The sequence below is a fragment of the Glycomyces amatae genome (assembly GCF_020991375.1).
In the GTDB taxonomy this organism is placed as follows: domain Bacteria; phylum Actinomycetota; class Actinomycetes; order Mycobacteriales; family Micromonosporaceae; genus Glycomyces; species Glycomyces amatae.
Window position 1 is genome coordinate 222650 of the sequence record NZ_JAJLQZ010000004.1, and the last position, 13132, is coordinate 235781.

Annotated in this window: 11 protein-coding genes; 9 read left to right on the plus strand and 2 right to left on the minus strand. The window is 72.3% G+C overall.

Annotated features, from left to right (window positions below):
- Positions 1-51 precede the first annotated feature (51 nt).
- Positions 52-1053 carry a DUF1349 domain-containing protein gene (locus LO763_RS30250; protein WP_439650273.1) on the minus strand — a complete coding sequence of 334 codons (1002 nt, stop codon included), beginning with the start codon at positions 1051-1053 and terminating at the stop codon, positions 52-54.
- On the opposite strand from LO763_RS30250, the gene LO763_RS08270 reads away from it, so the two are divergent.
- The 9 genes from LO763_RS08270 to LO763_RS08310 all read left to right on the plus strand — a co-directional run bounded on the left by LO763_RS08270 (position 1039) and on the right by LO763_RS08310 (position 11996).
- Positions 1039-1473: a hypothetical protein gene (locus tag LO763_RS08270; RefSeq protein ID WP_230601500.1), complete on the plus strand. Its 435-nt coding sequence runs from the start codon at positions 1039-1041 to the stop codon at positions 1471-1473. The genes LO763_RS30250 and LO763_RS08270 overlap by 15 nt on opposite strands.
- 208 nt (positions 1474-1681) lie before the next feature.
- Entirely contained in the window at positions 1682-3520 is a 1839-nt protein-coding gene (dnaK, locus tag LO763_RS08275; RefSeq protein WP_230601501.1) for a molecular chaperone DnaK, read from the plus strand.
- Complete coding sequence (locus tag LO763_RS08280; RefSeq protein ID WP_230601502.1) at positions 3517-4347, plus strand: nucleotide exchange factor GrpE; 831 nt, start codon at positions 3517-3519, stop codon at positions 4345-4347. The genes dnaK and LO763_RS08280 overlap by 4 nt, the downstream gene beginning before the upstream one ends.
- A gap of 60 nt (positions 4348-4407) precedes the next feature.
- Complete coding sequence (dnaJ, locus tag LO763_RS08285; RefSeq protein ID WP_230601503.1) at positions 4408-5523, plus strand: molecular chaperone DnaJ; 1116 nt, start codon at positions 4408-4410, stop codon at positions 5521-5523.
- A 151-nt stretch (positions 5524-5674) separates the two neighbouring features.
- Positions 5675-6127: a heat shock protein transcriptional repressor HspR gene (locus LO763_RS08290; RefSeq protein ID WP_304608808.1), complete on the plus strand. Its 453-nt coding sequence runs from the start codon at positions 5675-5677 to the stop codon at positions 6125-6127.
- Between the two features lie 128 nt (positions 6128-6255).
- Positions 6256-7626 (plus strand): hemolysin family protein, encoded by a 1371-nt coding sequence (locus LO763_RS08295; protein ID WP_230601504.1) that lies wholly within the window; start codon positions 6256-6258, stop codon positions 7624-7626.
- On the plus strand, positions 7623-8645 hold the full coding sequence (locus LO763_RS08300) for a hemolysin family protein (protein ID WP_230601505.1): 1023 nt from the start codon (positions 7623-7625) through the stop codon (positions 8643-8645). The genes LO763_RS08295 and LO763_RS08300 overlap by 4 nt, the downstream gene beginning before the upstream one ends.
- A gap of 138 nt (positions 8646-8783) precedes the next feature.
- Positions 8784-10106 carry a coiled-coil domain-containing protein gene (locus LO763_RS08305; protein WP_230601506.1) on the plus strand — a complete coding sequence of 441 codons (1323 nt, stop codon included), beginning with the start codon at positions 8784-8786 and terminating at the stop codon, positions 10104-10106.
- 273 nt (positions 10107-10379) lie between these two features.
- Complete coding sequence (locus tag LO763_RS08310) at positions 10380-11996, plus strand: beta-N-acetylhexosaminidase (protein ID WP_230601507.1); 1617 nt, start codon at positions 10380-10382, stop codon at positions 11994-11996.
- 189 nt (positions 11997-12185) lie between these two features.
- On the opposite strand, the gene LO763_RS29675 is transcribed toward LO763_RS08310, so the two are convergent.
- Positions 12186-13127, minus strand: coding sequence for a C40 family peptidase (locus LO763_RS29675; RefSeq protein WP_230601508.1), 942 nt, complete (start codon positions 13125-13127; stop codon positions 12186-12188).
- Positions 13128-13132: the final 5 nt, after the last annotated feature.

The following is a 13132-nucleotide window of genomic DNA, read 5'->3' on the forward strand; positions in this document are numbered from 1 at the left end:
GGAACGACCTCTATGCTCAGCGCCTCCGGCCCCCGGCCGGCGCGCTGCGGTTCAGTCGACGTCGATGTCGAGGTCCTGCGCGGCGTCCCAGAAGCTCTCCGAGACGGGCCGGGTGCTGGCGATGCCGGCCAGCGCGGTCACGCCGCCGGGCAGGTAGGTCGAGGCGATGGTGGTGTAGTCCATGCCGTCCTCGGCGTGGGCGACGCTGATGGTGCCGCCGCTGCGGATGAGCCGCAGCCAGATCTCGTCGGACTCGGTGTCCACCGGCGACAGCGACCAGTCGGTGCGATCGCGGGTGGTCACGGTGGTGACGAGGTGCTGGCCCCCGAGGTACTCGGCGCCGGACCGGATCCAGTTGTACTCGTCGATGCGGATGGTCAATGAGGCCTCGGCGTGCTGGTGGCGGTGCTCGGGCCGGAACCGCATGGCGATCTCGCCGTCGCCTTCGAGCGTGAGGCCGTAGATGTAGACGTGGTCGCGCTGGTGCTCGCTTCCGGCGCTGCGACTGAAGGTGGTCTTCGTTTCGAAGTAGGGAGTGATCAATCCACCGTCAACCGTCCATTGTACTTCTTCTGAAGGAGACTGCATCATCCAATGATGCCACACGTGAAACGACCATTTTCCGACAAAACGGTCACGGTAACCCAAAGTTAATCCACTCTTCGGCTTCGTCACGAGCTTGAAACCCCAGCTCAATCCAGCTCTGATGCAGCGAGTGCGGCTTCCGTTACGCTTCTTGGAGAACGCGCGTCCAAGCTCGACGGAGCGCCTGCGGTCGAAGGCCGCCGGCCGGCGCGCGGCGCGGGAGGGGCCGATGCGGACCAGGCTACCCCGGCCGCGCCCGTTCCACGCCCCCTCGGCGCCGCCCGTCCCGCCCGCGTGTGACCCCCGCCGGACCGCGGGTTCGCCCCTGCCGCCCCCGGGACCTGGTGTCCTAGAGTGCCGGGGGCCCCGACCCGTGTCCTCCCCGGCCGCTCGACCGTTAGACCGGATGGACGAGTACGCAGGCACGGGAGCGAAGGCGAACGAGGAGATAGCGTGAGCATGCAGCATTCAGCGAGGCCGGCGTCGCATGACACCGATGCGCCCGAAGGGGGCCGAGGCCTGCCGCGCCAGGATCGCGCCGCCCCGCCTCGCCGCTCGCGGCACACCGCCGACGCCGCCGCGGCCGCCGACCAGTCCTCGATGGTCGTGCCGATCCCCGCGCGCTCGCGTCGCTCGCGGCGCGAGGAGCCCTCGAAGCTCTTCTCCCTGGAGGAGCCGCCGCCGCTGGAGGCGCCCGCGGGAATCACCGAGATCACCGGCTGGGCCCTGGCCTCGGCGATGTGGCGCGGCCACCTGCCCGAGCAGCTGCTGGGCATCGACTGCGGCTCCTGCAAGCAGGCCTGGCCGTGCGACACCTGGAAGATCGCCGACGACCTGCTCACCGAGTGCTGCGAGGCCGCCGGGGTCGTGCCGGCCGGGGCCCGCTAGGCTCGCGACGCGTCGAAGTTGAGTCGACCCGACTCAACTTTAGTGTATTTCATCACAATCGAGCCGTTCGACTTGACAGCCGTCACCGCCCGACTGAACATTGAGTCTATCCGGCTCAACTTGGTTCGGGGTTCCCGCCCGGCCGCTTGAGGCAGCGATCCGCCTCCGATTCGCGGGGGCATCTGTTCGGCTACGCAAGGAGATCAACATGGCACGTGCGGTCGGCATCGACCTCGGCACGACGAACTCCGTGGTCAGCGTCCTCGAAGGCGGGGAGGCCACGGTCATCACCAATGCCGAGGGGGCGAGGACCACCCCGTCCATCGTGGCGTTCGCCAAGAACGGCGAGGTGCTCGTCGGCGAGGTGGCCAAGCGCCAGGCGGTCACCAACCCGGACCGCACCATCCGCTCGGTCAAGCGCCACATGGGCACCGACTGGACCGTCGACATCGACGGCAAGTCGTACACCGCGCAGGAGATCAGCGCGCGCATCCTCATGAAGCTCAAGCGCGACGCCGAGGCGTACCTGGGCGAGAACGTGACCGACGCGGTCGTCACCGTCCCGGCCTACTTCTCCGACGCGCAGCGCACCGCCACGAAGGAGGCGGGCGAGATCGCCGGGCTCAACGTCCTGCGCATCATCAACGAGCCGACCTCCGCGGCCCTGTCCTACGGCCTGGACAAGGGCGAGGAGGAGCAGACCATCCTCGTCTTCGACCTCGGCGGCGGCACCTTCGACGTGTCCCTGCTGGAGATCGCCGACGGCGTCATCCAGGTCAAGGCCACCTCGGGCGACAACCACCTCGGCGGCGACGACTGGGACGACCGGATCATCCAGCACCTGGTCAAGACCTTCAACGGCCAGTACGGCGTGGACCTGTCCAAGGACAAGATGGCCATGCAGCGCCTCAAGGAGGCCGCCGAGAAGGCCAAGATCGAGCTGTCCAGCGCCACGCAGACCTCGATCAACCTGCCGTACATCACCGCCGGCCCCGACGGCCCGCTGCACCTGGACGTCTCGCTCTCGCGCGCCGAGTTCGAGCAGATGAGCTCCGACCTCCTCGACCGCTGCAAGAAGCCGTTCGAGCAGGCCGTCAAGGACGCCGGGATCAACGTCGCCGAGATCGACCACGTCATCCTCGTGGGCGGCTCGACCCGCATGCCGGCCGTCTCCGACCTGGTCAAGCGCCTCATCGGCCGCGACGCGCACAAGGGCGTCAACCCCGACGAGGTCGTCGCCATCGGCGCGACCCTCCAGGCCGGCGTCCTCAAGGGCGAGGTCAAGGACGTGCTGCTCCTCGACGTCACGCCCCTGAGCCTGGGCATCGAGACCAAGGGCGGGATCTTCACCAAGCTCATCGAGCGCAACACCACGATCCCGACCAAGCGCTCGGAGGTCTTCACGACCGCCGACGACAACCAGCCGTCGGTGCTCATCCAGGTCTTCCAGGGCGAGCGCGAGATCGCGGCCTACAACAAGAAGCTCGGCACCTTCGAGCTCACCGGCCTGCCGCCGGCGCCGCGCGGCGTCCCGCAGATCGAGGTCACCTTCGACATCGACGCGAACGGCATCGTGAACGTCTCCGCGAAGGACTCGGCCACGGGCAAGGCCCAGTCGATGACCATCAGCGGCGGCTCGAGCCTGGGCAAGGACGACATCCAGCGGATGATGTCCGAGGCCGAGGAGCACGCCGAGGAGGACCGGCAGCGCCGCGAGGAGGCCGAGGCCCGCAACATGGGCGAGTCGCTGGTCTACCAGACCGAGAAGCTGCTGGCCGAGTCGGGCGACAAGATCCCCGAGGACCTCAAGGGCCGCATCAACGAGGCCACCGGCGACCTCAAGGGCGCCTTGGGCGGCAGCGACATCGAGGCGATCAAGACCGCCACCGAGGAGCTGTCGAAGGTCAGCCAGGAGGCCGGTCAGGCCATGTACGCGGCGGCGCAGGCCGAGCAGGGCTCGCAGCCGACCGGTGACACGGGTGCGGCTCCGGGCGCCGACGACGTCGTCGACGCCGAGATCGTCGACGACGACAAGGACCAGAAGTGACGGACGAGGGCAACAAGGACGCCGAAGACCGCCAACCGCCCGAGCCCGAGGAGGGCGACGAGGAGCTCACGGTCGACGACATCCTCGCCGCCGCCTCGGACGACGGCCAGGCCGCGGACGACGCGGTGACCGTCCTCCAGGCGACGCTCGAGGAGCGCACGCGCGACCTCCAGCGGATCACCGCCGAGTTCCAGAACTACCGCAAGCGGGTCGAGCGCGACAAGGCCCGCTCCGGTGAGCTGGCGACGGCGGCGGTGCTCCAGAGCCTGCTGCCGGTGCTCGACGACCTGGACCGGGCGCGCAGCCATGGGGACCTCAACGGCCCCTTCGGCTCCGTGGCCGAGCAGCTCACGGGCGCGCTCCACAAGCACGGGCTGGAGGCCTTCGGGGAGAAGGGCGACCCGTTCGACCCGCAGCTGCACGAGGCCGTGGCGCACATGCAGATGCCCGACGTGGACGGTCCGACCTGCATCGACGTGATGCGTTCGGGCTACCGCCTGGGCGACAAGCTGCTGCGCGCGGCCCTGGTGGCCGTGGCCGAGCCGCTCGACGAGCCGGCCGCGCCCGCCGCCGAGGAGGCCCCGGCCGAGGACGGCGCCGCCGATGACGGCGGCACCGGTGAAGGCGACACCGCCGAGGGCGGCACCGCCGACGCCGCGGGCGGCGCCGGCGGGGGCGACACCGCCGGGACCGGGGCCCCGGAGGCCGACGCGGCCGAGGGGGCCGACGAGCCGGGCGGGTCCGCCGCGGCCCCGGAGGCCGAGTCCGACGACGAGGCCGACGGCAAGGGCAAGAAGAAGAAGCACAAGGGCGGCAAGGACTCCTAGTCCCGGACTCCCGGCCCCGGGAGTCCCGCCCTGCAACGAGCACCGTGAAGGAGGCGTCCCGTGGCATCGCAGGAATGGCTTGAGAAGGACTTCTACGCCATACTCGGCGTGCCGCAGGACGCCTCCAAGAAGGACATCGAGCGGTCGTACCGCAAGCTCGCCCGCGAGCTGCACCCCGACCACAACCCGGACCCGGACGCCGAGGAGCGCTTCAAGGGCGTCTCCGAGGCCTACTCGGTGCTCCACGACGACAAGGCCCGCGCCGAGTACGACCAGATCCAGCTGATGAAGTCCGGCCGCGGCGGCTTCGGTGGCATGCACGCGGGCGGCGGCGGCGTCAACTTCGAGGACCTGTTCGGCGGCGGCAGCGGGGGCGGGTTCTCCGACCTGTTCGGCGACCTGTTCTCCCGCGGCGGCTCGCGCCGCGCCGGGGCGCAGCGCGGCAACGACCTGCGCACCCACGTCACCCTCGACTTCGCCGACGCCGTGCAGGGCACCACCACCGAGATCCGGATGCGCGCCCCCGGCGAGTGCGAGACCTGCCGCGGCTCCGGCGCCCGGCCCGGGTCCGCCCCGACCACCTGCCCCCGCTGCAACGGCAGGGGACTGGTCACCGAGAACCAGGGCGCGTTCAGCTTCGCCCAGCCCTGCCCCGACTGCGAGGGCACCGGCACCGTCGTCACCGACCCGTGCCCCGACTGCGGCGGCACCGGCGCGACCACCCGGGACCGCGTCATCACCGTGCGCGTCCCCGCCGGGATCGGCGACGGCCAGACCATCCGCCTCGCCGGGCGCGGCTCCCCAGGGGAGCGCGGCGGCCCGGCCGGGGACCTGCTCGTGCGCGTGGGCGTGCGCGCCCACCCGCTGTTCGCCCGCGACGGCGACCACGTCACGCTGCGCCTGCCGGTGTCCTTCCCCGAGGCCGCCATGGGCGCCAAGGTGAAGGTGCCGACCCTCGACGGCCCCGTCACGCTGCGGATCCCCGAGGGCACGCCCACCGGGCGCGTCCTGCGCGTCAAGGGCCGCGGCGTCCCGAGCAAGGGCGACCTGCTGGTCACCGTCGACGTCGAGGTCCCCTCGTCGCTGACGGCCGACGCCAGGGAGGCCCTGGAGCGCTACGCGGCCGCCGCCCCCGCGGCCGACCGCTCGAAACTGGAACAGCTGACGGGCCAGTGACGTTGCACAGTTCGAACGTCCCGCGCGCGGCCGCGCGCGGCACCGCACCGCGGACGGGGACCCCGCCCGCGGGCGGCCGGAGAGGCACCAGGGAGGAACCGTGACCGCCTCGGACCGCACCGGCGGCCCCGCCCAGGGCCGCGGCCCCGACATGGGCGGGAACCCGCGGGTGCGCATCGAGATCGCCTTCCGCCAGCGCGTCCCCGGCGGCGAGGAGATCGACTTCGACGCCAAGATCCTCGCGATCTCCGCGGCCGCCGAGATGGCCGGGATGCACCCGCAGACCCTGCGCCAGTACGACCGGCTCGGCCTCGTCGAGCCCGCCCGCACCCCCGGCGGCGGCCGCCGCTACTCGGCCCGCGACGTCATGCGGCTGCGGGAGATCCAGCGGCTCAGCCAGGACGAGGGCGTCAACCTCGCCGGGATCAAGCGCATCATGGACCTCGAACGCGAGGTCCAGGCCGTGCGCACCGAGGCCGCCGCCCGCATCGAGGGGCTCGCCGAGGAGCTCCAGCGGGTCCGCGCGCAGCTCGCCGAGCTCCACGCCGTGACCGGTCCCTTCGGCCGCACGACCGACATCGTGCTGTGGCGGGGCGAGCAATGACGACCGCTTGCCATCGGTGCCGGTTTCGTTAGGATCGATCCCATGCGACGCAGACGACGACGGCACCGAAGTCCCCGGCCCGGCAGCGGCGGGCTCCGCGGATCGGAGCCGGCAAGGAGGCGTGAGCGTTGCTCATAGCCATCGGGCTGGTCATCATCCTGGCCGTCACCGCCGCCACGGGCTTCTTCGTGGCGCTCGAATTCGCGTACACCGCCGTCGACCGGTCCAAACTCGAGGACCTCGCCGCCGGGCCCGACCCCAGGCGCGCCTCCCGGGCCCGCCGGGCGCTCCAGATCTGCTCCCAGCTGTCCTTCGCGCTCTCGGGCGCGCAGCTGGGCATCACCGTCACCGCCCTGTTCGTGGGCTTCTTCGCCGAGCCCTACCTCGGCGAGGGCCTCGCGCAGCTCTTCGGCCTCGCCGGGGTCCCCGCGGTCGTCTCGGCCGCGGTCGGCACGGTCGTGGCCTTCGTGATCGCCAACGTCGTCCAGATGATCCTCGGCGAGCTCGGCCCCAAGAACCTCGCCATCGCCCGCACCGAGGCCCTCGCGCTGGGCCTGGCCGCCCCCACCCGCGTCTACCTCACCGTGTGCGGCCCCATCATCCGGTTCTTCGACACCGCCTCCACGCGGCTCCTCAAGCTGCTCGGGATCCAGGCCGTCGAGGAGCTCGAGCACAACGCCACCCCCGAGGACCTGCACCGCATCATCGACGTCTCCCGCGACGAGGGCGCGCTCGAGAAGGAGCTGTCCGAGCTGCTCGACCGCGGCCTCGACTTCTCCGTCACGACCGCCGAGCGGGCCATGACCCCGCGCGTCAACGTCCACACCCTGTCCGCGGAGGACACCGTGGCCGACGCGGTCGAGGCGCTCGCCGGGGGCCACTCGCGCTTCCCGGTCGTCGGCGACGACGTGGACGACCTGCGCGGCGTGGTGGGCATCGGCCAGATCATCGCCGTGCCCCGCGCGGAGCGCGCCGCCGTGCGCCTCGCCGAGATCGCCGACCCGGCCATGCTCGTGCCCGCCTCCCTGCCGCTGCCGCAGCTCTTGGAGCAGATGCGCGGGCGCCACCGCCAGCTCGCCTGCGTGGTCGACGAGTTCGGCGGCTTCGCCGGGATCGTCACCCTCGAGGACCTCGCCGAGGAGCTCGTCGGCGAGATCCGCGACGAGCAGGACCGCTTCGAGGCCGTCCCGGTCGCCCTCGCCGGCGGCGCCTGGCTCATCCCCGGCCGCTGGCGGGTCGACGAGGTCGCCGACGCCACCGGCGTCCAGCTGCCCGAAGGGGAGCACTACGAGACCATCGCCGGCCTGGTCATGGCCGAGCTCGGCCGCGTCGCCCACCCCGGCGACACCGTCGAGGTGGCCCTCGCCGACGAGACCGCCTACGAGGACGACGGCGGGGACCCCGTCCCGCGCAGCGTGCGGCTCGTGGTCGTCTCGTGCGCCCGCCATGTGCCGCAGGCGATCGAGCTCCACCCCCTGGCCGAGGAGGCGAACGCGTGAGCACCGGTCCCGCGCTGCTGATCTCCGTGGTCCTCCTGGCCGCCAACGCGTTCTTCGTGGCCGCCGAGTTCGCGCTCGTCGCCTCGCGCCAGCACCGGCTCGAGCAGGACGGCTCCGCCGCCGCCCGGGCCGCCCTGCGCGGCACCAGGAACCTCTCCCTCATGCTCGCGGGCGCCCAGCTGGGCATCACCGCGTGCACCGTCGGCCTCGGCGCGCTGGCCGAGCCGGCCCTGGCGCACGCCATCGAGGTCCCGCTGGAGCACCTCGGCCTGGAGGCGGCCGCGCACCCGATCGCGTTCGCCGTCGCCCTGCTGGTCGTGGTGTTCCTCCACATGGTCGTGGGGGAGATGATGCCCAAGTCCTGGGCCATCACCCACCCCGAGGCCTCGGCGATGGCGCTCATCTGGCCGTTCACCGCCTACGTGTGGGTGACCAGGCCGATCCTGCTGGGGCTCAACCACGGCGCCAACGCCATGCTGCGGCTGTTCAAGGTGGAGCCGGCCGACGAGAAGGCCCAGGCCCACTCGCCCGAGGAGCTGCGCTACCTGCTGCGGTCCTCGGCCGAGGCCGGGATGCTCGGCGAGCCGGAGCACCAGATGCTCACGCACGCCATCGAGGTGCAGCGCCGCGGCGTCGGGGAGGTCGCGATCCCGTGGGACGCGGTCGTCACGATCCCGGACGACGCCACCGCCGCCCTCGCCGAGGAGCGCAGCCGCGCCACGGGCCGCTCCCGCCTGGTCGTGGTGGACGGGGAGGAGCGGCCGGTCGGGCTGGTCCACGTCCGCGAGGCCGTCCAGGCCGGGCCGGACGTCCCGATCACCGACCTGGCCGCGGCCCCGCTACTGGTCACGGCCGACACGACCGTGGCGGCCGCGGTGGCGCTCATGCGGCGCCAGCGGGCCCAGCTCGCCCTCGTGACCGGTCCCGACCGCGAGGTCACGGGCCTGGTCGCCATGGAGGACCTCCTCGAGGAGATCATGGGCGACTTCGAGGACGAGACCGACCGGGCGCAGGGGTAGCCGCGCGGCGCAGGGCCGGTCCTGCGCCGCGCTGGACGAAATCGCGACGACACGCGGTCCGGGCGTGTTCGTCGCCGATTTCGGGGTCTACAGGCGTGATCATGATTCATCAACCGTTTCCTGTGACTCTGGAAGACCATGTCGAAATTCTTCGAGGAATCCGGGCCCGAATTCGCCGTCTCGATGCGCGGCTACGACCGCCACCAGGTCGATGAGTTCGCCTCCCGGCTGTACCAGAACATCAAGTCCCACGAGCAGCAGCGCGACGAGGCCCAGCGCGCGCTGGACGCGGCCGAGCAGCAGCTGCGCCGCGCGGAGGAGCGCATCGGCGCGCTGGAGCGGCACGTGGCCGACCGAGCCACCCAGATCGCCGAGGCCGAGCAGCCGACCCTGGCGGGGCTCGGCTCCCGCGTCGAGAAGATCCTGCGCGCCGCCGAGCACGACGCGGGAGTCCAGAAGGCCGAGGCCAAGCGCCAGGCCGCGGCCATGATCGGGGAGGCCCGCGTCGAGGCCGAGACGATGATCCGCTCGGCCCACGCCGAGGCCGCCGAGACCGCCGCGACCACCGAGCAGGACGTCACCGAGATCCGCGGCCGCGCGGTCAACGAGACCACCGAGCTGCGCGAGAACGCCCGCCGCAACCACGACCTGGCCATCGCGGACGCCCAGCGCGAGGTCCAGACCGCCGCGGGGCAGTCCCGGACCGAGGCCGAGAAGACCCGTTCGCAGGCCGAGCGCGAGATTGCCGTCCTGCGGGCCACCGCCGAGCGCGAGGTCACCGAGCTGCGGGCGCTCGCCTCGCGCGAGGCCGACGAGCAGCGGGGCGCCGCCGGGCGCCTCCTGGCCGAGGCCGCCGAGCACCGCAAGCGGCGCACCCAGGAGCTCGCCCTCGCCGAGGCCGACCGGCGCGAGCGGGCCCAGAAGGAGGAGGCCGACCGCCACCAGCAGGCGATCGCCACCGCGCAGCGGATCGTCGCCGAGGCCGAGGACCGCCTGGCGCTCGCCGAGGAGCGCGCCCGCAGCGCCGAGAACCGGGGCCTGGAGCGCCGCGAGGAGGCCGAGCAGCACGCCCGGGACGCCGTGAACCGGGCCGCCGAGCAGGCCAAGGCGGTCACGGCCGAGTCGGTGAAGGAGGCCGAGCGGCTGCGCCGCGCCGCCGAGGAGCGCGCCGCCGAGCGCGTCCAGCCGCTCGCCGAGGAGGTCGAGGCGCTGTCGCGCCAGCGCGACAGCGCCGGTTCGAACCTCACCGACCTGCGCCGCCAGTTGGGCCTGCTCGCCAAGGAGGACGAGCCGACGATCTCGCAGCCGCCGAGCGACCTGGTGTTCCCCTCGACCGGCAGCGGGTTCGACTCGCCGTCCGCGAGCGGGGTCTTCGCCTCCGAGTCCGCGCCGGTGCCGATCAACCGGCAGCGGGACGGCTCCGACGCCGACCGGACCCAGCAGCTCCCGGTGATCCGCTAGGGGATTCCCGGACGCCCCCCCCGAGGCAGATCGGCACACCGCGCCGCGGTCGGCCGTGCGAGTGACGGAATCGTTCGAATCCGTGCTCGGCACTGGCCGACCGCGGCGCGGCCCTATATTATAAATAAACTGAACTAATTCGGTGGGGGCGGCTCGTCGCCCTCCGCACACCCCGGAGCGGCCCGCACCCGCGGACCGCGAGGCCGACCACGGCAAGCGGTTCACCGCCGCGGCCCGACCCTCCGCAACACCGACCACAGGAGCCCCCGCACTATGCAGCGCCGCATCTCGCTGATCCCGCAACCGCAGCAGCTCACCGCCGCCGACGGCGACCTCGACCTGAGCACCCTCGACGCCATCGCCGCCGACCCGGAGCTGCATCCCCTCGCCTGGCTCCTGTCCGACCTCCTCAACCGGGGCACCGGACTGCGCCTGGCGGTGACCGGCCCCGCCGACGGCCCCGTCCTGCGCCTGCGCCTGGACGGCGACCGGCCCGCGGACCTCACCACCGCCGCCGAGGCCTACCGCCTCGACGTCACCCCCGGCGGCGTCGACCTCGCCGCCGCCCACCCCGCGGGGATCGCCCGCGGCCTCGCCACCCTCCGCCAGCTCCTGCCGCCCGACGCCCTCCGCGAGGCCCCCGCCGCCGCGCCGGTCGTGCCGCTCGTGTCGATCCGCGACGAGCCGCGCCTGCGCTGGCGTGGCGTCATGCTCGACGTGGTCCGCCACTTCCAGCCCAAGGACTTCGTCCTCAAGATGATCGACCGGGCCTGGATGCACCGGCTCAACGTCGTCCACCTGCACCTGACCGACGACCAGGGCTGGCGCTTCGAGGTGCCCTCGCGCCCGAAGCTCGCCGAGATCGCCTCCTGGCGCGCCGAGACGAAGGTCGGCCACGCCCGCGACGAGTCCGAGGGGTACGACGGGACCCCGCACGGCGGGTTCTTCTCGGTCTCGGACCTGCGCGAGATCGCCTCCTACGCGCGCGAGCGCCACATCCTCATCGTCCCCGAGGTGAACCTCCCCGGGCACGCCCGGGCGGTCCTGGCCGCCTACCCCGAGCTCGGGGCGGGCCAGGACCAGCCGGTGTCGCCCACGTTCGGCGTGTTCGAGGAGGTCCTGGAGCCGACCCCGGAGGCGCTCGACTTCGCGCTCGAGGCGTACACGGCGATCGCCGAGTTCTTCGAGGGCCCGTTCGTCCACATCGGCGGCGACGAGGTCCCGATGACCCAGTGGGAGCAGTCCCCGGTCGCGCGGGAGCTCATGGAGCGGGAGGGCATGGAGGACGTGCGCGGCGTCCAGGCCTGGTTCACCAAGGCCTTCTGCGACCGCCTCACCGCGATGGGCAAGCGCGTCATCGGCTGGGACGAGATCCTCGACGGCGGGGCGCCCGCCGAGGCCGCGGTCCACGTGTGGCGCAACGAGGCCTACGTCAAGAAGGCCGTCGCCGCGGGCCACCAGGTCGTCGCCTCGCCCGAGCCCTACGCCTACTACGACCACTACCAGTCCGACGGCGAGGACGAGCCCCTGCGCATCCACGGCCTGGTCCCGGTCGAGCGGGTCGCCGGCTGGGACCCCGTCCCGCAGGGCGTCGACGAGTCGATGATCCTCGGCGTGCAGTGCCAGCTGTGGTCGGAGTACCTGCCGAACCCGCGGGACGTCGAGTACTCGGCGTTCCCGCGCCTGTCGGTGCTCGCCGAGGTCGGCTGGACGAACGTGGACGTGCGCGAGGCCAACCCGGTCATGGACCGCCTCGGCGACCACCTGGAGCGGCTGCACGCCATGGGGATCTGGTACCGCCCCCTCGAAGGGCCCGCGCCTTGGCAGCGCGGCGGCACCGGCTCGCGCAAGCGCTTCGCCTGGGAGCACCGGGGGCACCCCGCCGAGTAGCCCGGCGCAGGACGGGGGAAACCCTCGCGGGAGCACCCGCGAGGGTTTCCTTACGATGGGGGCCCCGGCGGCGGCGCTGGCTTATTGCGGGGTCAGCAGCAGGGTCAGCAATATGGGAGCGCCCGCCCCGTCGCCGGGGAGTCGTTGCGCCGGGCCCCTGAGGCCCGGCCGCGACCGGGTGGATGCGGCCTAGGGACGCCCGTAGCCGTCGATGGACATGATGCCGATGTCGGCGATCTTGACCACGGTCGTCGAGTTGGGGGCGTGGATGATCTGGTTGTCGCCGATGTAGATCGCGACGTGGCTCAGTCCGTTGTAGAACACGAGGTCGCCCTCCTGGAGCTCGTCGCGGGAGATCCGCGCCGTCTCGTTCCACTGCATCTGGGTGTTGTGCGAGAGGCTGACGCCCACCGCGCCCCACGCGCCCTGCGTCAGGCCCGAGCAGTCCCACGAGTCCGGGCCGGAGGAGCCGTACACGTACGGGTCGCCGAGCTGGTTGTACGCGAACTCCACCACGCCGGAGGAGCCGGAGTAGTCGCCGCCGCCGTAGGTCGGGGGGTTCTCCTCGGCGTACGCGTCCGCGTACTCGTCTTCGAGCGCCGCGATCTCGTCCTCGATCTCCTCCTGCTGCTCCTCGATGTCCGCGAGGATGTCGTCGGCGCTCTGCTGGAGCGCCTCGAGCTCGGTCCGGCGGGTCTGGAGCTCCTCGACGCGGGCGAGGTTGGCCGCCAGGACCTCGTTCTCGGCCGAGCTCAGGTTCTCGAGGTACATGAGGCGGTCGGCGAAGTCGGTGGCGTCGCCGGACAGGACCGAGTTGACCATCGCGAAGTCGCCGCCGGTGTAGGCGGTGGCCGCGAAGTCGGCGAGCGCCTCGGTGGCCTCCGCGGAGGCGGCCTCGAGCGAGGGCAGCTCCGCCTCGATCTCGGCGATGAGCGCGTTGGCGTCGTCGAGCTCCTCGCGCTTGGCGTTGTAGTCCTCGATGACCTTCTCGAGATCGGAGTGGCGGTCGTCGATCTCCGCCTGGATCTCCTCGCTCGTCTGCGCGGACGCCTGCGAGGCCGTGAGCAGCGAGGCCGAGACGGGCAGCAGTGCGGCGGCCGCGACGGCGGCGGCGATACGCCGGGTACGCACCAAGG

Excerpts from the sequence above, each read along its gene's own strand:
- LO763_RS08305 (WP_230601506.1), top strand. The coding sequence starts at position 8,784 with ATGTCGAAATTCTTCGAGGAATCCGGGCCCGAATTCGCCGTCTCGATG.
- LO763_RS30250 (WP_439650273.1), bottom strand. The coding sequence starts at position 1,053 with ATGCTGCATGCTCACGCTATCTCCTCGTTCGCCTTCGCTCCCGTGCCT.
- LO763_RS08290 (WP_304608808.1), top strand. The coding sequence starts at position 5,675 with ATGGGCGGGAACCCGCGGGTGCGCATCGAGATCGCCTTCCGCCAGCGC.
- dnaK (WP_230601501.1), top strand. The coding sequence starts at position 1,682 with ATGGCACGTGCGGTCGGCATCGACCTCGGCACGACGAACTCCGTGGTC.
- LO763_RS08310 (WP_230601507.1), top strand. The coding sequence starts at position 10,380 with ATGCAGCGCCGCATCTCGCTGATCCCGCAACCGCAGCAGCTCACCGCC.